This is a genomic window from Klebsiella sp. 18074, from assembly GCF_902705905.1.
GTDB classification, from domain to species: Bacteria; Pseudomonadota; Gammaproteobacteria; order Enterobacterales; family Enterobacteriaceae; genus Klebsiella; species Klebsiella terrigena.
Genome location: NZ_CACSIS010000015.1, coordinates 1 through 25114, shown reverse-complemented (window position 1 = coordinate 25114; position 25114 = coordinate 1). Strand labels below are relative to the sequence as shown.

Here is a 25114-nt window from a genome sequence, read left to right as displayed (position 1 = left end):
CAGGCCGGGCCGCAAGGCTTAAAGGGTGATCACCTTTTTGGCGACCGGGTTTGAGAGCACCAGCATTGAAATCAATACCGAGGCGACAAACGTCAGAGCAATCAGCATTAATTTTGTGCTCAGCGAACCGATCGGGATAAGGGAGCTCAGGAGATGAAAAACTGAGTAGTGGAGGATATAGACCCCGGTCATCGTTTTGCTGATTGCCGCCAGAATACTTTCTTTAAACTCGCTGTTTTTACGAAAACGAACGCCGTTGGCCGCAATAACCAGCGCCACCACCAGAATATAAATTTGCGAACCGGTGAGCAGGAACGCATTTCTGTCGGCCTTAAACAGGGCGAAAAAGAAATGGCGCTCGTAAAACCAGGTGAAAAGATAAATAAACGGTATGGCACACATCGCGGCTTTTACCAGTTTATCGCGAGTCAGCCAGTTCGCGACCATGGGATCGTTAAACAGCTGGCCGGTTAAATAGAACAACAGCCAGGTCCACAGGCGGTACTGCGGCGCCAGGCTTAGCGCATGAACGTCGGGATAGAGTGCCGCCAGCAGATCGTAGCCGTAGGAGAACAGCAGCAGGGCAAACACCGCGCTAAAAAAGATCCTTCTGCGCAGGCTTAGCCACTCGACCAGCGGGTGGAAGGTATAGATCACAATAAAGGTGAAGACAAACCACGGCTGAATCAGATAGCCGCGCTGGTAGGGCTCAAAGAGGTAGTAAATCGTCATCCAGAAAAGGAAGACGATCACCACGCTTTTAATTTTACCCATCTGCCAGCGCGCGCTGTGCCGGGACTGGGCGTCGAGATAGCCCGCCACCACAAAGAATAGCGGGGTGGCGATGGTCGAGACAAACGTCAGAAAGCCGAGGATCCAGTGATAATCATAATCATACAGATCCCAGGTGTTATAGATGGTAAAGAACGTTACCGCCGTCATGCATCCCAGCGTTTTAATAATATTTAACCCGGTGGTATTCATTGCGCTTGCTGCATATCCTTAGGGTGGAAACAGGCGTAAATAACCGGAAGAACCAGTAGCGTCAGGATGGTCGCAAAACCCAGCCCAAACATGATAACAACCGCCATGCTCTGGAAGAATACGTCCAGCAGCAGCGGCGCCAGCCCGAGCACGGTGGTGAAGGCCGTGAGCAGTATAGGGCGTAAGCGCGAGGTTGCGGCATAGATAATTGCCTGGTGCTGCGGTTTTTCCTGTTTCTGCTGTTCAATCTCTTCCACTAGCACGATGCCGTTGCGGATAAGCATTCCGCTCAGGCTGAGTAAACCGATCAGCGCCATAAAGCCGAAAGGTATGCCGGTAATTAAAAAGCCCGGCGTCACGCCGATAAGCGCCAGCGGCACGGTCAGCCAGATGGCAACCGCATTTTTCAGCGAGCTGAACATCAGCACAGTGATGACAAACATCACCAGATAGCCTAGCGGCAGGGTGGTGAAGAGCCCCTGCTGCGCTTCGCTGGAGTTCTCGGCATCGCCTCCCCACTCAATGCTGTAGCCGTGCGGCAGGCTGAGCGCGTTAATCTGCGGCTGCACCCGCGCCAGAATATCCCCCGAGGTTTGGTTGCTCAGAGGGTCGGGGTCGGTCATCACCGTCAGTACGCGGCTGCGGTCGCGGCGCAGAATCAACGGATCTTCCCATTCAAGGTTAAAGCCGTTGACCACGTTGCTCAGCGGGATGTACTGCTGCCGGCTCTGGCTCCACACCAGCACGTTATTGAGATGGTTAGCATCCTGACGCTCGGCAGCTGGCGGGCGGACCACCACCGGCAGCAGATCGGCGCCTTCGCGGTACAGCCCGACGCGGCTGCCGGTGAAGTTCATCTGCAGCGCGCTGTCGATATCCTGTTTATCCACCCCCAGTTCGCGCCCGAGGGTGGTCGAGTACTGCGGTCGGATCGTTTTACTGCGGTTCTGCCAGTCATTACGCACGCTGCCGACGGCCGGATCCGCGGTGAGGATGGTGCTCACCTGGCTGGCTATCAGCCGTAATCTGTCGGGATCGGGGCCTTTGATCCGCACCTCGATCGCGCTGTCGCCGGACGGACCGAACATCACCCGCTTGCTGCTGGCGTTGACCTGCGGATAGTTGCGCGCAATATAGGCGTCAACGTGGCGCGTGAGGGCGTCGATGCTGCGCCGATCGTCCATGCGAACCATAATCTGCGCGTAGTTGCTGTACTGCCGCTGGCCGCTGTAGGTGAGGATAAAGCGCATGCTGCCCTGGCCGACGGTAGCGATGGTGGTGACGACCCCGGGCTGGCCGTTAATCGTCGTTTCGATATCGCTGGCCATTTTTTCGGTTGCCGCAATATCGGTACCGTAGGGCAGCCACAGGTCAACGAAGAAGATCGGCGTGTTTGATGAAGGGAAAAAGTTCTGCCGCACCGAACCGAATCCCCAGATAGCGCCGCTCAGCAGCGCCGCCATCAGCACGAGGGTGATGGTTTTGCGCATCAGCAGGGCGTTAAGGATCTGCTGATAGCTGCGGTAAAAGCGCCCGCGGTAGGGATCGGCCTCGGCGGCCGGCGCCGGGGATGCCGCGCCTTTAAACAGCCACCATTTGATTAGCACCGGGGTGATGGTGAGCGCCGAGAACCAGCTGAGCATCAGGGAAATTAACAGCACCTGGAACAGCGATTTACAGTATTCCCCCGTCGAGTCCTGCGACAGGCCGATAGGCGCGAAGGCGAGGATCGCGATCACGGTCGCCCCCAGCAGGGGCAGGGCGGATCGGCGGATAACGTAGTTGACGGCGGTCAGCAGCGTCGATCCCTGCTGGCGGGCAATCAGCACCCCTTCGACGATGACGATGGCGTTATCGACCAGCATGCTGAGGGCGATAATCAGCGCGCCCAGCGAAATCCGCTGCAGCTCAATGCCCCATAGATACATAATCAGCAGCGTACCCAGCACGTTAAGCGCCAGCGAGAACGCGATAATAATGCCGCTGCGCACGCCCATAAAGATCAGCAGTACGCCGACGACAATGGCCAGCGCCATTAGGAAGTTGGTGATAAAGCCGCTAACCGACTGGCCGACTTCGGCCGCCTGATCGTAGAACAGATCGATTTTAATCCCGGCAGGTTTTTCCGCCGACATTTGCTCAAGCCGCGCCTCCAGCGCGTGGCCAACGTCGATGACGTTGACGCCGGGGATGAACGAAACCCCCATCGTCACCGCCTGGCGACCGTTGGCGTGGTAGATGCTGGACGGCGATTCGCTTAGCCCGCGCGAGAGGGTGGCAATATCCCGCAGCCGGGTCGTCGCCCCGGTGCCGTGGGGGTTGATGGGCAGATCGCCCAGCTCGTCGAGATTCTCAAATTCCCCGGTCGGATGCAGGCGAATGGACTCGCTGCCGGATTTGATCTCCCCGGCGCTGGAAACGACGTTCAGGCGGCTGAGAATGGCGGAAAGCTGGTTCAGCGTAATGCCGCGGGCCGCCATTTTGGGCAGCGAGATATCAATATTAATTTGCTGCGGGATCGCGCCGCCGATGGCGACCTTGCCGACGCCGGGCACCAGCACCAGCTCCCGGCGCAGCTGTTCGGCATAGCGAACCAGCTCCGGATTGGTAAAACTGTCGCCGGAAATGGCAAAGAAAAAGCCAAACACGTCGCCGAAATCATCGTTGACGAAGGGGGCGACCACGCCGGGCGGGAAGAGCCGGGCCGCGTCTCCCACCCGGCGACGCAGCTCGTCCCATATCTGCGGCAGCTCGCTGGAGTGATAGTTCGAGGCGATATTTACGGTAATCTGCGACAGCCCATTGGAGGAGATGGAGCTGACGTTATCCAGGTAGGGCAACTGCTGCAGGGCATTTTCCAGCGGCAGGGTGACCTCCTCCTCGACCTGCTGAGCCGACGCGCCTGGATAGTGGGTAATGACCACGGCGGTTTTAATCGTAAACGCCGGATCTTCCAGACGGCCGATATTGAGCAGGGCGAAAATACCGCCCACGCCCAGCAGCAGAATGGTCAGCCAGACGCGGACGGGATTATTGATAAACTGGCGGGATATATCCATTAAAGGCCTCGTTCACGCGTCCAGATTCGAACCGGCTGCTGCGCATGCAGTTCGCTTACGCCAGCGGCCACTACGCGCTCGCCGGCGCTGAGCCCGTCGGTAATGACTACCCCCTGGGTTGTCACCTGCCCGACGCTCACTTTGCGATCCTCAAGATGCAGCTGCTCACCATCGCCTTTAATCACCCACACGTGCGGCTCGTTGCGCTGATGATTATCGGGATTGAAGACCGCCTCAACCGGCACCACCAGCGCTTCGCGGCCGGCGTTGGCCGGGAGGTTTGCCAGGTTTACCGTCACGGTTCCGCTGACGCCGCCGACCGTTGGGAAATCGGCCGGGCGCGGCATGGTCAGGATCACCTGCCAGGTGAGGCTGCTATTGTCGCTGCTGCCGGAATGCTCTTTGTACTGCGCGGTGAACTGGCGGTCCGGCAGAGAGTTGATTCTGACGATCGGGCGATACTGGGCGTTGCGAATATCAAAGGCGCTAAAGAGGTTTTCCGGGATGCTGAAGACCACGTCGAGCAGATCGGTGCGCGTCAGGGTCACCACGGTTTGCCCGGCGGTGACGACCTGATGATTGCGCACCGGCACGCTGGCCGCTACCCCGCTAAAGGGCGCGCTGAGCGTCATCTGGCCGAGCTCTTCGCGGGCAATTTTCAGCGCGGCGTTAGCCGAGTCGCGGCTGGCGCGCTGAACGTCCATTTCCGCCTGCGAAATAGCCTGGCGGCCGGCGAGGGTCTGGAAGCGATCGAACTGCCGCTGCGCAAGCGTGGCGGCGGTTTGTCGTTCATTGACGCGCTGCTGGGCTTCGCGCGCGTTGAGCCGGGCGAGGACCTGCCCTTGCGTAATATTCGCGCCCTGGCGAACGTCGAGCGATTCAACCTGGCCGCCGCGTTTAAAAGAGAGGTCCGTAGAGTCCCCGGACTCGATGCGCGCGGGGAAAATACGCTGCTGTGAATCACCCACCGCGGTCACCTCAGCGGCTTTCACCATCCGCGGCAGCGGCGTAACCTGCGGCGCTTTCTGGTCGCAAGCTGTTGTTATTAAAATAACAACAGGAATGAGAGAAAAATAACGGTTCACTGTATTCCCCTCAGAGCTAAAAGATTTATTTTACATATTAGTGACAAGCGCCGGACTTATTCAGCCAGGGCAGAAACGACGACATAGGTGAATAATCCTGTAGCCGTGCAGGCAATTATTGCCAGGGCGATAAACAGGCTCAGGCGAAACAGACTATAGCCAAACATCGTTCCTCCTTTAGTACTGGTTATATTGTAAGTAGATTCTTATCTACCTAATTACTGAGTGGTTTTCAGGAGCGCGAAGGCTCCTAACTATGAGCATAGTCGTAGAAAAGCGGAAATGTTAAAAAGAGTAAAAATTGCCCTTATGTCGACGATTTGGCGGCGTTTTTAGCCGAATTATCTGAGGGGGGCTATCTCCGTGATATTTTTCAATATATTAATTGGTGGTTTAATCATGTTAACCGTCCTGTGCTACGTTTAATTATACCGACTTCTGTGCCAGCTTTGTTCCTGAGATTTTTCCCTCAACGCCTCTCGTTGGGAGCTATTCGCGATCTATTCTATTGGTAATAAAAGGATTGTGTGTATGTATAAAAATATTCTGGTCCCGGTTGATGTCTTTGAAATTGGCCTTGCCGACAAGGCGCTATCCCATGCTCAATTCCTCGCACAAAGCTCTGCCGGGAAAATTCACCTGGTGCACGTAAATCCTCTATTTTCCCCGGCATTGACGCGGGGATTTATTTCCGATGCGCGAAAAATGGAGGACTATCTTGTTAAAAATTCTCAGGAAAAACTTGCTGAGCTCGTCAAAAAATCGGGTCTGGCGGAAGGCGACGTTGATATTCACGTTCGCAGCGGCAATGTTCGTGACGAAGTGACGAAGCTGGCCGACGAGCTGCAGGTGGATGTGGTGATCATTGGCTCGCGCAACCCCAATATTCAGACCCATCTGCTGGGTTCCGAGGCGGCCAGTATCGTTCGTTATGCTCACGTTCCGGTTTTTGTTGTGCGTTAAGGGCGGCCTGATGCTGTTCTGATTTCCGTTACAGGAGTGAGGAGATAACTATGAGTACAGACAAACCGGGCGGCCCGTTCTACAAGCTCTCCGTCGATGAAACCCTGTCCAGCACCAACAGCTCCCCCGAGGGGATTAGCAGCGCGGAAGCGGCATCGCGGCTCCAGCAGTTCGGCGAGAACGCGTTACCGCAAAAGCCGGGCAAACCCGCCTGGCTGCGCTTCCTGGCCCACTTCAACGATGTTCTGATTTACGTCCTGCTGGCGGCGGCGCTGCTGACCGCGGTCATGGGCCACTGGGTCGATACCCTGGTGATTCTGGGCGTCGCGGTGATCAACGCCCTGATTGGCCATATTCAGGAAAGTAACGCCGAAAAATCGCTGCAGAGCATTCGCAATATGCTGTCCAGCGAAGCGGTGGTGATCCGCCAGGGGAACCATGAAACGATTCCGACCACCGGGCTGGTGCCGGGCGATATTGTGGTGATCCGCGCGGGCGATCGTATTCCTGCCGACCTGCGGGTTATCGAAGCCCACAACCTGCGCGTGGAGGAGGCGATTCTCACCGGTGAATCAACGGTGGTTGAGAAAAGCACCGAGGCGCTGAGCGGCGAGCTTCCTCTCGGCGACCGCACGAACCTGCTGTTCTCGGGTACCACGGTGAGCTCCGGCGGCGGTAAAGGCCTGGTGGTGGCGACCGGCGGTGATACCGAGCTGGGCCATATTAACCAGATGATGGCGGATATTGAAAAGCACCGCACGCCGCTGCTGGTGCAGATGGACAAGCTCGGGAAAGCCATTTTTATCATCATTCTGGTAATGATGGCCGCGCTGTTTGTCTTCAGCTTGCTGTTCCGCGATATGCCGGTTTCGGAGCTGATGCTCTCGCTGATCAGCCTCGCGGTGGCGTCGGTACCGGAAGGGCTGCCGGCGATTATCTCGATTATTCTCTCTCTGGGCGTGCAGACCATGGCCCGGCAGAAGGCGATTATCCGCAAGCTGCCCACCGTTGAGACCCTGGGTGCGATGACCGTGATTTGCTCGGATAAAACCGGGACGCTGACCATGAACGAGATGACGGTCAAAGCCGTCATTACCGCGGACACCATTTACCGGGTCGAAGGGGATAGCTATGAGCCGGTCGGTAATATCCATCCGGTAGATGATTCCGGGCCGGTGGTGGTGGCGCCGGGCACGCTGCTCGAGCGCTATCTGCGGACCATTGATTTATGTAACGACAGCCAGCTCATCAAGGATGAAAGCGGATTATGGAAAATTACCGGCGGCCCGACGGAAGGGGCGCTGAAGGTGCTGGCGGCGAAGGTCGCGCTACCGGCGGTGGCGACCGAGCTGCGGAGCAAAATTCCTTTCGACTCGCAGTATAAATATATGTCGACGCTCTACCGCATCGGCGACGAGGAGATGATCTTAATTACCGGCGCCCCGGACGTGCTGTTCCGGCTCTGCCAGCAGCAGCAGACCGATAGCGGCCTGCAGCCGCTCGATCAGCCGTACTGGGAGGCAAAAATTGAAGAGTACGCGCGGGAAGGGCTGCGCATGGTGGCGGCGGCGTGGAAGCCTGCGGCCAGCGGTCAGACCGAGCTGACCCACCAGGATTTGCAGCAGGGGGTGATTCTCCTCGGTATTGCCGGAATGATGGATCCGCCGCGTCCGGAAGCCATTACGGCGATCGGCGACTGCTTGCAGGCGGGGATCCGCGTGAAGATGATCACCGGCGATCACCCGCAAACGGCGATGAGCATCGGGCAAATGCTGGGCATCGGCAACGCCGGCACCGCCATTACCGGGCGCGAACTGGAGGTGATGGACGACCAGCAGCTCAGCGAAGCCGCGCAGAAGTTTGATATTTTCGCCCGTACCAGCCCGGAGGATAAATTCCGCCTGGTGCAGGCGCTGCAGAGTAAAAAAGAGGTGGTCGGGATGACCGGCGACGGGGTGAATGATGCCCCGGCGCTGAAGCAGGCCGACGTTGGCATCGCCATGGGCATCAAGGGAACCGAAGTGACCAAGGAAGCGGCCGATATGGTGCTTACCGATGATAACTTCGCCACCATCGCCAGCGCAGTCAGGGAAGGGCGGCGGGTGTACGATAACCTGAAGAAAACCATCCTCTTTATTATGCCGACTAACCTGGCGCAGGGGCTGCTCATTATTATTGCCCTGCTGGCGGGGAATTTAATTCCGCTGACCCCGGTGCTGATCTTGTGGATGAACATGGCGACCTCGGCCACGCTGTCGTTTGGCCTGGCGTTTGAGGCCGGCGAAAAGAACATCATGAAGCGTCCGCCGCGCGATCCTAAGCTGCACGTTATGGACGGTTTCGCTATCTGGAGGGTTATTTTCGTCGGCTCGATGATCGCCGTGAGCGCCTTCGTACTGGAAGCCTGGCTCCAGCCGCGCGGCTACTCGCCGGAATTCATACGTACCGTCCTGCTGCAAACGCTGGTCACCGCCCAGTGGTTCTATATGCTCAACTGCCGCGTCGCCGACGGTTTCTCTCTGAGCAAAGGATTACTGGCCAACAGAGGCATCTGGATCGTCAGCGGCGTTCTGCTGGTGCTGCAGCTGCTGATCATCTACGCGCCGTTTATGCAGATGCTGTTTGGTACCGCCGCGCTGCCGTTCCGCTACTGGGTGATCACCTTTATCATCGGATTTGTGATGTTCCTGATTGTCGAAATCGAAAAACCGTTAACCCGGAAATGGCGTACGTCCTGACGGGCGGAAAGCAGGGTTAAAACGCACCTTTCAGCTTAAGGGGGCAGGCCGTCCGGTCGCCCCCTTCCAGCGTAGCGTTGATTCTCGAGAACCTTGAGGCGTCAGCGGATTATGTCATCCCGGTATGAACGCGGACGCCCGATCCATCCTGCTATTGATCTCGGCATCGCTGAGGGCGTTATCCCGTGGGGTGACAGACGGTCGCAATGAATAAAAGTATTTGTTGCGTCGCCTTATCCCTCGCTGGCGGATGTCGCTACTTATCGCTGGAATACGGGGCATGCTGCGGCATCAATTCAACGATCCAGTCAATAAAAACTCGCAGTTTGGCGTTGACATGGCGGTTCGGCGGAAACGCCAGGTGCAGGGGCATAGGGCTGATACGCCATTGTTCAAATAACGGAATTAAAGCGCCAACAGCCTGATGTGCTGCCGCCATATAGATTGGCAGCGCAATCACGCCCAGGCCGGATAACCCGGCCTCGAGGTAAGCATTACCATCATCCACGGCAAGTACATAGCTGCCCGTAATTTCAATACGTTCACTCTCACTGCGCAGTACCAAAGGGTCAATCTTACCGGTGCGCGAAGACAGAAATCCCACTATGCGATGGTCGCTGTTTTCCAGCTCTCGCGGGTGCGCAGGGGCGCCAAGGCGTTCCACGTAGCTCGGCGCAACGTACACGCCGATTGGCAAATCGCCGACGTGGCGTGCGATCAGGGACTGGTCGTTGATTTCGCCCCCGCGCAGGACGCAATCCACGTTGTCGCCGATCAGATCCACCACCCGGTCGCTCACGCCCATGTCGAACTGGATATCGGGGTAGCGGGCGTGGAAAGCCGGTAGCGCCGGCACCAGGACGAGGCGGGCCAGCGGACTGGGCACATCGACCCGTAGCCGTCCCCTGGGCGTAATCGCCGCGCTGGATAGGCTGTTTTCAGCATCTTCCATGTCCGCCAGCAGGCGGATGACGCGTTGGTAGTAAACCGCGCCATCGGGAGTGACCCCGAGCCTGCGGGTGGTGCGATGGAGCAACCTGACGCGCAGGCGCGCTTCCAGCTGCTGAATGAGCTGCGTCACCGTGGTTTTACTCATATGCAGCGTTTGGGCAGCCTTTGTGAAGCTACCTGCCTCCACCACGCGAGCAAAGGCGCGCATCGCATCGAAACGATCCATTCCTTATCCTCTCTTTTCAGCGATTGTTTGGATTTTACAAACAATGATGGACAAAGTCGCCTGTTTATCCGCCCGATCTGGCTCCTGTAAAGTGTCTTTATGTTCAGCGGGCAGATTTCGCCCCATTGCAAAGGTACAAACATGACGGCACGCGAAGCAGTTTTTCCCATCGGTCGGCAGGCGCTCTATGAGCGCAATCGCTATTCGCCAGCCATCAAATCCAACGGTTTCCTGTTCGTTTCGGGGCAGGTAGGTAGCCGCGAGGATGGGTCGCCTGAGCACGATCTACAAGCGCAGGTCAGGCTGGCATTTGATAATCTTAATGCCGTACTCGCGGCGGCGGGCTGCACGTTTGATGACGTGGTTGACGTCACCCTCTTCGTCGTCAATCCCGAGTCGAACCTCGACGCTATCTGGAGCGTCCTGCCAGAATATTGGGGGGAGGCGCCTTACCCGACGTTGACCGGGATCGGCGTGACGTGGCTTTATGGATTCCAGTTTGAGATTAAAGTGATTGCCAGGCTGCCGTAAGCGTTACGGAGCCGTGCGGCAGCGAGCGGCGGTGGTGACTGCCGAGCGGTCAGAGAGACGGAGGTATACTTGTGAAAGCAGCGGTTTATGATGCGGAAGGCGCTCCCGGCGTCCTGAAATATGTCGATATCCCCGATCCGGTCGCAGGACCTGACGAGGTCCTGATTTCTGTCGAGGCTATCTCGATTGAAGGAGGGGATCTGATCAACCGCCGTTCAACGCCGCCGCCTCATCCTTCATGGGTCGTTGGCTACGCGGCCGCGGGCACGATTGTCGCTGTCGGATCGAACGTCCGTAGCAGTACGGTTGGGGACCGGGTCGCCGCTTTTAACATGCAGGGGTCGCATGCGGAGCTTTGGGCCGTGCCCACGGAACGAACGTGGCGGATACCCGATGGAGTGGAGACGGCAGAAGCGGCGGTGCTACCGATCTCTTTTGGCACCGCGCATCACTGCCTTTTCACGCGGGGCATGCTTCGCCACGGAGAAACCGTCCTTATTCAGGCGGCAGCCGGCGGCGTGGGTCTCGCCGCCGTTCAGCTTGCCTCACAGGCAGGCGCGACGGTCATCGCCGTGGCAAGCGGAACGCAGCGCAGGAGCCGGCTGCTTGAACTGGGTGCCGACCATGTCGTGGATCGCACCAGGAATAACGTGGCGGACAGCGTCCGACAGTTCACCCGCGGCACCGGTGTTGACCTCGTCATCGATCCCGTGGGGACGACGCTGTCTGCTTCACTTTCTGCACTTGCTGCGGAAGGACGTCTGGTCTTCGTCGGTAATGCGGGTGGCGGCAGCCTGACCGTCGACCTGTGGCCGCCAATGCAGTCTAACCAGACGCTCATGGGGGTATTTATGGGACCTCTTTTTGCAAGGCCCGCAGTTCGCTCAAGCGTGGACGACATGCTGCAGGCCGTCGCTGCAGGGCGCATCAGGGTTGTCATCGACCGCGTATTCCCCCTGGTCAACGCTGCCGAGGCTCACGAATTCGCCGAGACTGCAAAACCGCTGGGCCGCATCGTGATGAAGCCATGAGGCGGGTTTGAGCCGCCTGACGTCAGGCAGGGAGACTGTTAGCAGCCCGCTAAAACGAACCATTCATTTTTAGCGATCTTTTGTCATAGTCCTCAGTTTTATTGCTGAAATAAGAATTTTATTATCAACATCTCTCATCGGTATTAAATCGGTTGAGACGATAATAATGACATGGTTAGTAAATAACGGTAATGACTTTGTCTGTATCGAGTTGATAATAACCGGTGCGCTGGAATCCAGCTGGAAGCGCTGTAGATTTGGTCATTGCAGGTAATACTCACGCTCGATGAATCTACCGATAATTTTGTCATGCATTTCTATTGATTTTGAGTATCCAGGAGTCTTACGATTTAGCCGTTTTAATCGGTTGCGAAGATTCAAGTTTTCACGCTCAATCCGTTGTGTATAAAGCTTACCTGTGATGTGCTTTTCATTCGGCAGCATGTCATAAGCGCTGAAGTTATCTGTGCACCAGAAGGCAACGTTAAAACCCACTAACAGCTTCAATAACTTACGCAAAATCTTTTTGCTTCGGCGGCCAAAAACATGGGCGACAATACGTTTGAGACGAGGTTCCCATGTATACCACAATCAGCGCTGCTGCTTCTTGTTGCCTACAAATGACCACATTTCATTAACTTCGTAGATGAGCTGGATTGGCAGGTTGTCCAGTGGCAGCGTAGTTACACATCGTGGCGAGAGTTTTTTAAGGTGCGCACAACAGCATTGATACTGATATGCAACGCCCGTGCGGTATCGCGGATACCTGAATTGTTCATAGCAAGGTCAACGATTTGCTCTTTCATACCCGGGTGACAGGCGCGATAAGCGTAATTGAGCTGGAAAGTTCGACAGCACATTTGGCACCGATAACGCTGATGGCCGGCTTTTCCCAGTCCGTGTTTTTTAACGGATTCAGTCTGTTCACAAAATGGGCACTTCACATCAACTTTTGCCATTCGATACACTCTGTCAAAAGGCAGATCTTACAACATAATCAACACGTTGAACACTTGACCGAAAAATACTGCAATGGTTTCACTTTGTTGCATAAATAGGCCCAATAGGTTCGTTACTTGCTATCAAGGGAACAACATGACAATTAAATATACTCATCCTGAAATATGACATTTACTGAGGCATTCAGGACAAGAAGGAATAAGCGTTTACTGGAGATTTTCATAAATATATTAAACAAGGTGATATCATTTGCATAGGAAATAATTATACCAAATGTGGATGGCGGGGTGGGGAAATAAACACCAAAAATTTCATTAAATTTTTATTTCTGATAACCAATAATGTGCTTCAGAAGTGAAGGGAAAGCAGGTAAGTCATTCCCCAGATTAAATTCGGGATTAATGGCTCTGCGGGATATCAGACCGTCAATAAGCGCAAATATAGCAATAGATGTAGCCTCCAGATTCAGCTCTGCAGAGAAATCGCCTGCCTGGATACCCCGGGTAATAATCGTTTTAATCCCATCACGCATGATGCAATCGGTGGCAATAAAGGTTTCTTTTACCATCGGGTTACGGGCAGCTTCAGCAATGATTTCAACCCATAACCGGTGATCGGCAGGATATCCCACTTCATTAATACAAGAGGTGACTAAATCTAAAAGATGGTCAAAGGGGGGCGTAATAACGGAGAACGTGTAGTTATTCAACGCCGTATTCTTTTCTTCTAAAACAATGGCAGAAATAAGCTCTGACTTCCCTTTGAAATAGGTATACATCGCACCCTGGCTGACTTTTGCCTTGCGCGCAATTTCTCCAATACTTGTCGCATTGAATCCTTTCTCTGAGAAACACTCTGACGCTGCAACAATTAAACGGTGGTAGGTAGAGTTCTTATCATCATTCATATCAATATCAACCAGATAAACGCCAATAAAGCAAAGTATCGTAAAAAACCTGAATTGTCTATTTTCAACGGGCCATCTGCCGAACATGGCTGGACAAGCGAAATGAACTCCTGTAGCGTTACTGAATGATCGTTCATTCACTGTATTTCTATGCTGTGATGATTGCAGGCAGATTTCAAAATATTGACGGAGAGGAGGGAAGATTCTGATGAGCACAACAAAAATGATACGTCTGGTGATGCCACAGTGGCAGGGTGGGAATAACCCGGCCTATCAGTTCGGTGCTGAGCTGCTGGAATGGCTGGCACCCGCGAGCCAATGTCCGGTTGTCAGGATCCCTGTCACTCCGTCGGAAACGCCGCTGGTTAATGAAAACGGCATCATGGGCCGCACGCAGGTGGTGAGCCAGCTGAAAGCGGCTCAGGCGGCGTTGCAGGCGTATTCACCAGAGAAAGTTGTTGTTCTTGGTGGAGATTGCTTAGTCGATCTGGCGCCCTTTGCTTATCTGGCACAGAAGTACAATGACAGCCTTGGCGTGTTGTGGATCGATGCCCATCCAGATGTCATGACGCCTGCGCAATTCAGCCATTCGCACGCACATGTGCTTGGTGCCCTGATGGGATACGGCGATGCAGATTTGACGGCGCCGGTGACTCACCCTGTAGCGGCAAACAAAATCATGATCGCTGGCCTTAATCAGCCAAATGATTATGAAAAACAGTTTATCGCTGAAAAGGGAATTAATACCTGCTCCCCACAAGATGTGAAAAACGAGGCTAATGCTGTGAGCGAGTGGATTAAGCGTGAAGGGATCACCTGTCTCGCCATTCATTTTGATCTGGATGTGTTGAATTATAAAAATTTCCGTTCGGTGCTTTTTGCTAATCCGGCAGCGGGTGAGCATGATTTTGATGGTATTGGCACCGGCCAGCTTGAAATATTCGAAGTTTTGGCATTGATTAACCAGGTGGATAAATTAACAAAAATTGTAGGTCTCGGAATAGCGGAGCACTTACCCTGGGATGCCATTAATATGAAAGCCATGCTGGCATCACTTCCTTTATTAAGATCTGAATAAGTTAATATTTCAAGAGGAGGTGCAAGCCTCCTTTTGAAATTATAAACATCCTCTAAAAACCCCTTCAAATACGCTTATTTATTCCCGCTCGAAGTGCGTGGTGTTATCTTTTGTTAAATTTTATTCATATTTAATAATTTCAATTGCACCAAAATAAATGTACCCATGCACTATGGCGGTGAATTCTTTTTAATTATTTTAAGTCAGGTCTTGATTTCAGTGGTTATTAATGTGGCACAATTGTTGCATTGTATTAAATGCATATTTATCGCATTCACCTGATACTTCTTTAATTATAAGTCAGTTCGCTGGGCTTTATAAAAATCTCAGTGACACTTATTGCTAAAAGGCTTTGACATGTACACAAAAATATCCGGACTGCTGTCGGTCATAATGTGCTTTATACTTGTTGGTTCAAGCTATCCTGTTGCGAAAGAAGCAATGGATTCTATTCCCACCTGGACGTTCACCTGCATCAGTTTCGCCATAGGATTTATATTTCTTCTGCCATTTACCCTGTTCAGAGAAAAGACTAACTGGTTCAATGTCGGCCTGAAAGATAGCCTGATTATCAGCGTGTTAGCGCTGCTTGGCGCCGTCCTTTACACCGTGTTTTTGTTATACGGGCTACCGACAACAACGGCGATTTCAGCCTCAGTGATAACCAGTGCAACGCCTGCGGTTGTCCTGGTGATTTCGGTGCTTTTCTTTAAAGAAAAATTGAAATTAAACGCCAGTATTTCCGTCATTCTCGCCATTATCAGCGTGGTAGTGATGACACTGCCTGGCAGTCAGGGAAGCAGTAATAATACATTAACCGGATTAGTGTTTCTGTCCTTATCTACGCTTTCCAATGCTGTCAATATTATTTTGGCGAACAAAGTCAGTACCTCACTTAAGCCTTTAACGATGGCGGCGGGTGTCTGCCTCGCAGGTGCGGTATTTAGCTTGCCGATGGCTGTTCATGAAAGTCAGTCATTTTCTTTGCTCAGCATTACGCGTGGTCAGGCGGGGGTCTTGCTGTATTACGGCGTGTTCGTCTGGGCGCTGGCGTATATGTTATTTTTTAAAGGTATTGGTCATATTTCTGCCGCGTCTGCGGGCATGTGTGTTGCATTAACGCCTGTCGCCTCGATGGCCTGTTCTGCATTGTTTTTTGGTGATGCGGTTAAACCCACCGATCTGATTGCGACAGTGATAATTATTTTCTCCGTTATTTTCTCAGAAGTTGATTTACTCAAATTTTTCAAAAAGAAGACTGCTACACGTCTGCCACGTGAAATTTAAGGAAGTTATCCATGAAAATACACTTTTCTAATAAGGTCATTATCGCTTTATCAGCATTGCTATTTTGCCAGTCAGCAATGGCTGTAACGCTTCCTACACCGGAAAAGTATGTTGATCTTAATCATCCTCTTGAAACAGGAATGCAAACTTATCCGGGGTTAAGTGATGTGGAGATCTATAAAACGGCGCCGCGCTATGCAAATGGCGCATTGATTGACGGGATTAAATTTCTGGGCATCTCTGCAACCTATATTGACTCGCCGTATCATGCAGATGAGAAAGGCATGAAGATTTCTGATTATCCGCTTGAAAAGCTGGTCAATCTCCCGGTGATCGTCGTGAAACTGGCGCCCGGCAGTGATGTTTTTGACGTGTCCGCATTCCGCAACCTGAATGTAAAAGGTAAAGCGGTGTTGCTGAACACGGGCAAAAGCAAAGTCTTTGGTACAGCGGAATACAGTAAAAACCCGCCTTATATGACCACAGAAGCGGCAAATTGGTTAGTCAGCAATCAGGCTGCACTGGTTGGCATTGATGCCTTGCTGGTCGACAATTTTAATAAAAACGATACGATCCCGGTCCATGATATTTTGCTGAAGCACGGGATTGTTATCGCAGAAGACATGACCAATTTAGAGGCCGTTGCCGGAAAAGATGCCTACCTGACGGCGGTGCCACCAAGAGCCCCGATGGCCAGCTTCCCCGCGCGTATTTATGCCGCTATTTATTGAACCATAAGGGGCTTCGGCCCTGAGGAATCCCCAAAAAAAAGAAGGATAAATGCGACAGGCATAGCCTAATGTGATCTACTGATTTTTCAACAAATTCAACAGGATCATTGCTATGCCTGTCCGCCGCTTATGCCAGGACTTTTTCAGAGATGCTCTGGGGTCATTTCACAAATACCGCCAGAATGCCCTGATAGATGCAACGACAGCCCTGGTTACCGGCGCATCCCTCACCTTAACCAGCATTGGCCGCTTTCTCCCCGGTGCGGCCCAGGTTAAAAACAAAATTAAACGCGTTGACCGTCTGCTGGGCAACGAATCTCTTCAGCAAGATGTTCCCATGATTTTCAACAAAATTATTTCAATGCTGACCAACAGGTTGTCATTGTGCGTTATTGCCGTTGACTGGAGCGGCTATCCTTCCCAGGAATACCATGTGCTCCGCGCAAGTCTGATTTGTGATGGTCGTTCTATTCCTTTGCTGAGCCATATTGCTCCGTCGAGCAAACAGAATAACAGTGACGTTCAAAAGGCGTTCCTGAACGCACTCGCCAGAACAATAAGCCCGGATAAAAAAGTCATTATCATTACTGACGCCGGATTCAAAAATGCCTGGTTCAGGCATATAAAATCACTGGGATGGGATTTCGTTGATCGCATTCGCGGTAACACCCAGCTCAGACTGGCATGTAAAGGCGATGCCTGGTTAAGACCCGGAACACTTTCACAGGCCGCTTATGCTTGATATGACGGCCATTTTTATCTTCAGAAGACAAAACCGAAAGGACGGAAGCATAAACGAGCCCGCTGCCGTATACGCAGGAGCAAGCAGGTTCACTGTGGTCGCTCAGCAGCGAAAGAGCCCTGGTTGCTGTTCAGCAGTACCGCCGAGTTTAAGCCTCGTGAAATTATGAAGTTATACAGTCGCCGTATGCAGATAGAGCAAAACTTTCGTGATGAGAAAAGTGAACGCTTTGGATTTGGTCTTTGGGCCAGCTACAGTTGTACTGAAGGGAGGATTTTGGTCCTGAGTCTGCTTGCGACACTGAGCACGATAGTTCTGTGGTTGTTGGGTTACTACGCAGAAAGTAAAGGATTGCACCTGAGGTATCAGGCCAACAGCATTAAATCGAGAAGGGTAATCTCATTCCTGACGTTAGCGGAGAATGTCCTGCGACACTCCCCGCTAATTTTAAGACGAATATCACTGAGTGATGTTCTTATCCATTTAACACGGATCTACCGCAATATGGTGCTGGTTTATTAGCTCCAGTTTATGGGGATCCCTCAGGGCTGAGGCCCCTTTTTAACGCACATCAGGCTTGAAATTATTCACCTGTTTGTGGGGGCAATGGCCGGGAGGGAAGACATATTGTCGGTAAGGAATTCAATGAGTACGCGTAAAGCGCTTGGCATATGCCGGCGGGATAAATACACGGCAAATACGCACAGCGTTTCTACTTCATATTCAGGGAGAAGATGAATGAGTTTTCCAGCAGAGATAAGCTGGGAAGCCGCAAATCGCGGGAGCAGGGCGATACCCGTCCCACTCAGCGCTGCACGAACCAGAACGGAAGCTTCATTAGAGCTGAAATTGCCGGATATCGGAACAATGATAGTTTCTTCCTGCGTGCGGAAACTCCAGGTACTGCGCCCATAATGGGCATAAGACAGGCAGTTGTGCGCACAGAGATCACGCACATCGCCTGGTGTACCGTGGGCTGCAAGGTACTCTGGGCTGGCACATACGACCGATCGCACCTCCCCTAGCTTGCGTGCTATCACACCGGGATCGATGAGCTTGGTCACCCGAATGGCCAGGTCTATTCCGTCCTCCGCCAGATTCGATGTGCGGTCTGCAATTTGCAGATCGACAGAAACCGCAGGATATTGCCTGAGAAATGACATCAGCACATCCGTCAAACAGTACTCGGCGAAGATTGACGAAGACGTCAACCTTAGCAATCCCCTCGGTACATCCTCAGCCTGATTTCCAAAGGCGCTCACATCGCCCGACAGAGCCAGTATCTGTTTGCACACCGGCAAAATTTCTTCTCCTGCTGCCGTAAGGCTCAACCTGCGGGTGGTACGGTGTAACAACCTGGCTCCGGCCCATTCCTCCATCAGACGAATGTAACGTGTCGCCATTGCCCGCGACATTTCAAGGTGCGAGGCGGCAGCCGAGATACTTCCTCTGGCAACAGTTTCCAGTAATACCGATGCAGCAGTTAAGCGATCCATATGTTCGTCTCATGCAACAAAGCGTCAATCGTACCCCTATTTATCTCACTATGTTAAACAAATAAAATATTTCTACACTCATTTTCTGGAGGCTTTAATGAAAGCACTGGTATCAACTCACTTCGGCCCGCTGCCGGAAATGCACCTTGAAGAAAGGGCTAAACCCGTTGAAAAAAAAGGTTTTACGCTGGTTAAAATGCATGCCGCCACCGTTAATCCATTATCGCATCAGGTTCGTTCAGGGATTGTCGCCATGGCAAAAGCTCCTCTGGTGTTGAGCAATGATGGTTCGGGCATTGTTGAACAAAGTGAGCGTTTTTCCCCCGGCACCCGGGTTGCCATCTATGGTGGCGCGCAGCTGGGTATCACCGAGGATGGAATGCAACAGCAGTGGGTGCTGGTCGAAGATAAACGCATCATCGTATTGCCTGATGATTTTGACTTAGATGAAGGCGCGGCGTTGCCGATTAACTATGTGACGGCCTATCAGGCTATGGCCCGGATTGGTAACGTACGGAGCGGGCAAAAAATCCTGATTTCAGGGGCTTCCGGTTCCGTCGGACATGCTCTCATTCAGATGTCGGTTGCGCTGGGGGCGATCCCGATTGCGGTCGTTTCAACCGCCGCTAAAGCGGAACGGGCAAAACATTCAGGTGCGCAGCGGGTGATCGACTTGTCATCTGAGGACCTTTATGACGCTGTTCTGACAATGACAGAAGGTCAGGGAGCAGATTGTGCTTTTGATCCGGTGGGTGGCGAACTGCTTGGACAACTGCTACACGCCGTCCGTTTGCGTGGTGCAGTAGTTTCGATTGGTTTTGTCGGCGGTTCGACAGCCAGTGTCGATGTGGCCGATATCGTCATTCAGGAAAAGCGGATATTGGGATATGACGCCTGGCTTGAGACGGATGAGGATGTCGCCAGCGTGCTTGACGTTTTACAGGAGTTTATCAAACAGGGATTATTACGGCCGTCCATCGACAGTGTTTATCCGCTTGAGCAGTTTGAAGATGCGTATCAGCGATTGACTTCGCGTCAGGCTACGGGAACCGTCCTTCTTCACCTTTGATATCTTTGCAATCACTCCATTCATCTGGCGGGTTTTTCGGAGAACCGGGCCTGCCTTTTACTGCATTGCACAGTATTTACCTGAGAAAAAAATGAAATCTACACTTCCTCTTCTTGCGTTAGCAATGGGATCGTTTGCCATTGGTTTGACGGAATTTTCACCCATGGGTATTTTGCCACTGATGGCCGACGGAGTGGGCGTATCGATACCGGCAGCCGGCCTGTTAATTACCGCCTATGCGCTGGGTGTCACGCTGGGAGCTCCGTTGGTGACGTTAGCCAGTAATCGCTTCCCGCGACGCGGCTTACTGATTGGCCTAATCACCATTTATATTCTGGGTAACCTTCTTGCCGCGCTGGCGACCGGTTATGGCATGTTGCTGATGGCAAGACTGATTGCTTCGTTGTGTCAGGGAACATATTTCGGGGTCGGTGCCGTTGTGGCGGGGAGTCTGATGCCGCCAGGACGACAAGCCGGTGCGGTGGCCGCGATGTTTATGGGGCTTACGATCGCGAATGTGTTGGGCGTACCGGCCGCGACCTGGTTGGGTGAAACCCTCAGCTGGCGGGCGACATTCTGGAGTATGGTCGTGGTCGGTCTCGTCTCGATTGTTGCACTGCGCTCAACATTGCCTGCCATTGCGCCATCAAAAACGGGAAACGCATTGGCAGAATTGTCGGTACTCAAACGCGGACCGGTGCTTGCAGCAATGGGGCTGACGGCGCTGATTTCCAGTGCGCAATTCACGGTATTAACTTACATCTCACCCATTTTGCGGACAGAAAATGGCGCGTCCGCACAATTCATCACTGTAATGCTGACAACCTATGGTGTAGGGATGTGTGCCGGAAACTGGATTGGTGGTAAGTTCTCCGACCGGTCCGTCGAAGGAACGCTGATAGTCTCCTTAGCTTCGCTGTCATGCGTACTGGTGCTCCTCGCGTTTGCGTTGCCATACAGTATTCCCGCCGCGATACTGATTTTCCTGTGCGGATGTACCAGTTTCGCGATGATCCCGGCCTTACAGGTGAAGGTCATGTCCGCCGCTGCTGATGCGCCGAATCTGGCTTCATCTGTCAACATTGGGGCTTTTAATCTAGGCAATGCAGCTGGGGCTGCCGTGGGCGGCGGCGTCATAGCTGCGGGCTGGGGATACGTGGCGGTTGTCTTAGCGGGAGCAGCCATTGCTGCATTGTCACTGATAATGATTCTGTGTGTTAAGTGGTACATGCACAAAAATCTGCGTTCGACGCCCATTATGGAAGTATAGGAATCAGCCCTGAGTCCGGTACTGTGCCAACCTCAGGAATTATAATTAAGGATTTAAAGATTCATGGGATGTCTCAGAAAGCACCTTACCCTAAGGTGCTTTCTGACTGATGACAAACCTAAAGCGAATCAGATACCACACTATTTCGTAAAAAAATAATAAGGAAAATCAATTCATTGATTTTCGGCTGTTCATCTCCAAAGAAGGAAAAACCACGTTTTTTCCTTCTTTGTCAGCAATCTCAAGGATCTTACCCTAATGTGCTTTTCCATTATGGAATCAGGAATAATTGGCACGCTACGCAGTTCGCTCTGCGCAGACCTTCCAACATTCACAAAAGCAAAAAGCCCGCTTAAGTTTCCTTAAGCGGGCTTCTTTAATTTGGCTCCTCTGACTGGACTCGAACCAGTGACATACGGATTAACAGTCCGCCGTTCTACCGACTGAACTACAGAGGAATCGTGTGAACGGGGCGCATATTAACGGCGGCGCTCCCCCTTGTCAAAGGCTGAATCATCGTAATGGGTTTGACTGCTGACAATTTCAGCAGTCTGCCGAGGGTCACCCACTTTTGCGCCGCTGCGCACCGCGATGGTGCAAATGTACCCCTTATGGGGCATATCGTAATCCGCTTACCGGGCAAAAAAATCCCCTGCAGCAATCGGAATCGCTTATTACGCGGCGTCCAGCGGCTTTTGCGCCGGGGATAATAAAACTGGCAAGTAAATTGCAAAACCTACTGTATCTCAACTGCCAGCGTTGGTACTGGCGTTCCTTACAGGAGGCAAAATGAACTTAAGACGACTGAAGTATTTTGTGAAAATCGTCGATATTGGCAGTCTGACTCAGGCAGCCGAAGTCCTGCATATCGCACAGCCCGCGCTGAGTCAGCAGGTTGCGACCCTGGAAGGTGAACTGGACCAGCAGCTGCTGATTCGCACTAAGCGAGGCGTCACGCCGACGGAAGCAGGGAAAATCCTTTATACCCACGCCCGGACCATTCTGCGCCAGTGCGAGCAGGCGCAGCTGGCGGTCAATAACGTGGGCCATATCCTCAGCGGCCAGGTTTCTATCGGGCTTGCGCCGGGAACGGCGGCGTCCGCCATTACGATGCCGCTGCTGCAAACGGTCCGTAACGAGCTTCCTGAAGTGATGGTGTATCTGCAGGAGAGCAGCGGGACTATCCTTAACGATAAGCTGCTCAGCGGTCAGCTGGATATGGCGGTACTGTACGAGCGGTCGCCGGTTGCCGGCATCATCAGCCAGCCGCTGCTGAAAGAGGACCTGTACCTGGTCGGTACCCGAGACTGTCCGGGGCAAAGCGTTGACCTGACGGCGGTCGCCGAGATGAATCTGTTCCTGCCCCGCGATTACAGCGCGGTGCGGGCGAGGGTGACCGAGGCCTTCACGCTGCGTCGTCTGTCGGCAAAAATCATCGGCGAGATCGAGTCGATTACCACCTTAACCGCGGCAATCGCCAGCGGAATGGGGGCCACCGTGCTGCCGGAATCCGCAGCTCGCTCGCTGTGTAGCGCCGCCAACGGCTGGATGGCGCGTATCAGCACGCCGTCAATGAGCCTCTCGCTATCGCTGAATATGTCTGCCAAGGGCAGCCTGTCGCCGCAGGCGCAGGCGGTGAAGGAAATTTTACTGTCGCTGGTGAGCCGCCCTTCGCTGGAGAACCGTGAGCTGCTGCTGGTAAGTTAACGTATATTCCAGAATGGTATAAGTTGCTGGTTTTTATTATTTGTTAGCAGGGACAACAGACTTTAACAATAGAGCATATGTTATGTCTGATAGCCCGGAGGAAAGGGTGAATTTCCAGCAGCTAAAAATAATTCGTGAAGCGGCCCGTCAGGACTACAACCTGACGGAAGTCGCCAATATGCTCTACACATCGCAATCGGGCGTCAGCCGTCATATTCGTGAACTCGAAGAAGAGCTGGGGATCGAAATCTTTATTCGACGCGGCAAGCGTCTGCTGGGGATGACGGAACCGGGTAAAGCGCTGCTCTCGATTGCCGAACGCATTCTTAATGAAGCCAGCAACGTCCGCCGTCTTGCGGACCTGTTTACCAACGACGCCTCGGGCGTATTGACCATCGCCACGACGCATACCCAGGCGCGCTATAGCCTGCCGCCGGTGATTAAAGCGTTTCGCGAGCTGTTTGCCGACGTTCGCCTGGAGCTGGTGCAGGGGACGCCGCAGGAAATCGAAGCCCTGCTGCATAACGGCGGCGCCGATATCGGCATCGCCAGCGAGCGGTTGAGTAACGATCCGACGCTGGTCGCCTTCCCCTGGTTCCGCTGGCACCACAGCCTGCTGGTACCAAAAGATCATCCCTTGGTCCAGGTGAATCCGCTCACCCTGGAGGCCATTTCTCGCTGGCCGCTTATCACCTATCGTCAGGGTATTACCGGACGTTCGCGTATCGACGAGGCCTTCAATCGCAAAGGGCTGATGCCGGATATCGTGCTCAGCGCCCAGGATTCCGACGTCATTAAAACCTACGTTGAACTGGGCCTGGGGGTTGGGCTGGTCGCCGAGCAGTCGGGTGACGCCAGAGAGTCCGACACCTTCACGCGTCTCGAAACCCGGCACCTGTTCGATGCCAATACCGTCTGGCTAGGCCTAAAGCGCGGGCAGCTGCAGCGTAACTACGTCTGGCGCTTTATCGAGCTGTGTAACGCCGGGCTGTCGCTGGATGAAATTAAACGCCAGGCGATGGAGCCGGAAGAGACGGCGATCGATTACCAAATCTAACGGCGTACCGGCAGTGGACAGGGGAACGCGGCCCACCGCCGTGAGCTGGTATATAAGATTTCAATAATAAAGCTATAATTCATTCACGATTGTCGCGACTGAGGAAGGGAAATGGTGCGGCGTGTGAAACTGCTTTGTTCTCTGTTATTTATCCTGTCAAGCCAGAGCGTTCTGGCCGTTAGCTACCCGTTGCCGCCGGAAGGAAGCCGCCTTGTGGGTAGTGCGCAAACCATCATCGTCCCGGACGGTAATACGCTCCCGCTGGAGGCGTTTGCCGCGCAGTACGGGCAAGGGCTGAGCAATATGCTCGAAGCCAACCCCGGGGTGGATGTCTACTTACCGAAGTCGGGTTCGACGCTGATCGTCCCGCAGCAGCTTATTCTGCCCGATACGGTGCGCGAGGGGATTGTGGTTAACGTCGCAGAAATGCGCCTTTACTACTATCCGCCGGAGGGGACCTCGGTTGAGGTTCTGCCGATAGGCATCGGCGAGGCGGGCCGTGAAACGCCGCGCAACTGGGTGACCGCGGTGGAGCGTAAGCAGGAGGCGCCAACCTGGACGCCGACGGCCAACACCCGCCGCGAATATGCCAAAAGAGGGGAAAGTCTGCCGGCATTCGTGCCTGCCGGCCCGGAAAACCCGATGGGGCTGTATGCTATCTATATCGGCAGGCTGTACGCTATTCATGGCACTAATGCGAACTTTGGTATCGGGCTGCGCGTAAGCCAGGGATGCATCCGTTTGCGTAACGATGACATCAAGTATCTCTTCGACAGCGTTCCGGTGGGAACGCGGGTGCAGATTATCGATCGGCCGGTGAAATATAGCCTTGAGCCGGACGGCAGCCGCTGGCTGGAGGTTCACGAGCCGCTCTCGCGCAACCGCGCGGAATACGAATCGGACAGAAAGGTACCGCTGCCCATGACGACGGGGATCCAGGCCTTTGTGCAGGGCGAGGGCGTTGAGACGAACCGGGCCAGCGAGGCCATGCTACGTCGTTCCGGAATGCCGGTAAATATTGGCTATTCCGCGGTACAGTCCACGTTCGGCGGCTAGCACGCCTAAGCGTTAAGAAAGCAAAAGCCTGCTCAGCTTCCTGAGCAGGCTTTTTTTATACCTGAATGAACACCACCTCCTATGGAGGTGGTCAGCAAAAAGTTGGCTCTGCCAGTAATGCTACTCATGGGAAAATCCGAATCTGTTATCCCCATAACTGATAAGGATTTAACCATGAGTAGATTC

General features: G+C 53.5%; 18 protein-coding genes, 1 tRNA gene and 2 pseudogenes. 13 read left to right on the top strand and 8 right to left on the bottom strand.

The genetic code is table 11. From position 1 onward, the window contains the following. Positions 1-18 precede the first annotated feature (18 nt). Genes GVK32_RS15915 through GVK32_RS15905 form a run of 3 tightly spaced genes read right to left on the bottom strand, consistent with a single transcriptional unit; the run spans position 19 to position 5128 of the window. Positions 19-984, bottom strand: coding sequence for an acyltransferase (locus GVK32_RS15915; RefSeq protein WP_159870405.1), 966 nt, complete (start codon positions 982-984; stop codon positions 19-21). Beyond that, a complete protein-coding gene (locus tag GVK32_RS15910) occupies positions 981-4043 on the bottom strand; it encodes an efflux RND transporter permease subunit (RefSeq protein WP_159870408.1) in 3063 nt (1020 codons plus the stop codon). Before GVK32_RS15910 ends, GVK32_RS15915 begins: the two co-directional genes overlap by 4 nt. Further along, positions 4043-5128 (bottom strand): efflux RND transporter periplasmic adaptor subunit, encoded by a 1086-nt coding sequence (locus GVK32_RS15905; RefSeq protein ID WP_159870411.1) that lies wholly within the window; start codon positions 5126-5128, stop codon positions 4043-4045. Before GVK32_RS15905 ends, GVK32_RS15910 begins: the two co-directional genes overlap by 1 nt. Before the next feature lie 531 nt (positions 5129-5659). Here GVK32_RS15905 and GVK32_RS15900 point away from each other — a divergent pair. Both GVK32_RS15900 and GVK32_RS15895 read left to right on the top strand, forming a co-directional pair. Further along, complete coding sequence (locus GVK32_RS15900) at positions 5660-6091, top strand: universal stress protein (protein ID WP_159870414.1); 432 nt, start codon at positions 5660-5662, stop codon at positions 6089-6091. Between the two features lie 50 nt (positions 6092-6141). Continuing rightward, on the top strand, positions 6142-8829 hold the full coding sequence (locus GVK32_RS15895) for a cation-transporting P-type ATPase (protein WP_132512075.1): 2688 nt from the start codon (positions 6142-6144) through the stop codon (positions 8827-8829). A 256-nt stretch (positions 8830-9085) separates the two neighbouring features. On the opposite strand, the gene GVK32_RS15890 is transcribed toward GVK32_RS15895, so the two are convergent. Beyond that, entirely contained in the window at positions 9086-10006 is a 921-nt protein-coding gene (locus GVK32_RS15890) for a LysR family transcriptional regulator (protein WP_159870417.1), read from the bottom strand. Between the two features lie 141 nt (positions 10007-10147). On the opposite strand from GVK32_RS15890, the gene GVK32_RS15885 reads away from it, so the two are divergent. Together GVK32_RS15885 and GVK32_RS15880 are read left to right on the top strand one after the other, a co-directional pair. Beyond that, complete coding sequence (locus GVK32_RS15885) at positions 10148-10537, top strand: RidA family protein (protein WP_159870420.1); 390 nt, start codon at positions 10148-10150, stop codon at positions 10535-10537. A gap of 71 nt (positions 10538-10608) precedes the next feature. Continuing rightward, positions 10609-11568 (top strand): zinc-binding alcohol dehydrogenase family protein, encoded by a 960-nt coding sequence (locus tag GVK32_RS15880; RefSeq protein ID WP_159870423.1) that lies wholly within the window; start codon positions 10609-10611, stop codon positions 11566-11568. 261 nt (positions 11569-11829) lie between these two features. Here GVK32_RS15880 and GVK32_RS15875 read toward each other — a convergent pair. Continuing rightward, positions 11830-12527, bottom strand: a pseudogene (locus GVK32_RS15875) (IS1 family transposase). A gap of 323 nt (positions 12528-12850) precedes the next feature. Next, positions 12851-13435: a TetR/AcrR family transcriptional regulator gene (locus GVK32_RS15870; protein ID WP_159870450.1), complete on the bottom strand. Its 585-nt coding sequence runs from the start codon at positions 13433-13435 to the stop codon at positions 12851-12853. A 208-nt stretch (positions 13436-13643) separates the two neighbouring features. On the opposite strand from GVK32_RS15870, the gene GVK32_RS15865 reads away from it, so the two are divergent. The 4 genes and pseudogenes from GVK32_RS15865 (at position 13644) to GVK32_RS15850 (ending at position 17795) form a co-directional block, all read left to right on the top strand. Continuing rightward, a complete protein-coding gene (locus tag GVK32_RS15865) occupies positions 13644-14513 on the top strand; it encodes an arginase family protein (protein ID WP_227697856.1) in 870 nt (289 codons plus the stop codon). Between the two features lie 357 nt (positions 14514-14870). Further along, on the top strand, positions 14871-15800 hold the full coding sequence (locus GVK32_RS15860) for a DMT family transporter (protein ID WP_159870426.1): 930 nt from the start codon (positions 14871-14873) through the stop codon (positions 15798-15800). A gap of 11 nt (positions 15801-15811) precedes the next feature. Further along, positions 15812-16531: a cyclase family protein gene (locus GVK32_RS15855; RefSeq protein WP_227697855.1), complete on the top strand. Its 720-nt coding sequence runs from the start codon at positions 15812-15814 to the stop codon at positions 16529-16531. Positions 16532-16643: 112 nt separating this feature from the next. Further along, positions 16644-17795 (top strand): annotated as a pseudogene (locus tag GVK32_RS15850) (IS4 family transposase). Positions 17796-17860: 65 nt separating this feature from the next. On the opposite strand, the gene GVK32_RS15845 reads toward GVK32_RS15850, so the two are convergent. Next, positions 17861-18769, bottom strand: coding sequence for a LysR family transcriptional regulator (locus tag GVK32_RS15845; protein ID WP_159870429.1), 909 nt, complete (start codon positions 18767-18769; stop codon positions 17861-17863). A 97-nt stretch (positions 18770-18866) separates the two neighbouring features. On the opposite strand from GVK32_RS15845, the gene GVK32_RS15840 reads away from it, so the two are divergent. Together GVK32_RS15840 and GVK32_RS15835 are read left to right on the top strand one after the other, a co-directional pair. Then, positions 18867-19838, top strand: a complete 972-nt coding sequence (locus GVK32_RS15840) for a zinc-binding alcohol dehydrogenase family protein (RefSeq protein ID WP_159870432.1) — start codon at positions 18867-18869, stop codon at positions 19836-19838. A 91-nt stretch (positions 19839-19929) separates the two neighbouring features. Next, positions 19930-21108, top strand: a complete 1179-nt coding sequence (locus GVK32_RS15835; RefSeq protein ID WP_159870435.1) for an MFS transporter — start codon at positions 19930-19932, stop codon at positions 21106-21108. A 382-nt stretch (positions 21109-21490) separates the two neighbouring features. Here GVK32_RS15835 and GVK32_RS15830 read toward each other — a convergent pair. After that, positions 21491-21566: transfer RNA gene (locus GVK32_RS15830), tRNA-Asn, on the bottom strand. Positions 21567-21897: 331 nt separating this feature from the next. Here GVK32_RS15830 and nac point away from each other — a divergent pair. The 3 genes from nac to ldtA all read left to right on the top strand — a co-directional run bounded on the left by nac (position 21898) and on the right by ldtA (position 24928). Next, positions 21898-22815 carry a nitrogen assimilation transcriptional regulator NAC gene (gene nac / locus GVK32_RS15825; protein WP_045859342.1) on the top strand — a complete coding sequence of 306 codons (918 nt, stop codon included), beginning with the start codon at positions 21898-21900 and terminating at the stop codon, positions 22813-22815. Positions 22816-22921: 106 nt separating this feature from the next. Continuing rightward, positions 22922-23872, top strand: a complete 951-nt coding sequence (gene cbl, locus GVK32_RS15820) for an HTH-type transcriptional regulator Cbl (RefSeq protein WP_041146296.1) — start codon at positions 22922-22924, stop codon at positions 23870-23872. 114 nt (positions 23873-23986) lie between these two features. Then, positions 23987-24928, top strand: a complete 942-nt coding sequence (ldtA, locus tag GVK32_RS15815) for a L,D-transpeptidase (RefSeq protein ID WP_370461166.1) — start codon at positions 23987-23989, stop codon at positions 24926-24928. Positions 24929-25114: the final 186 nt, after the last annotated feature.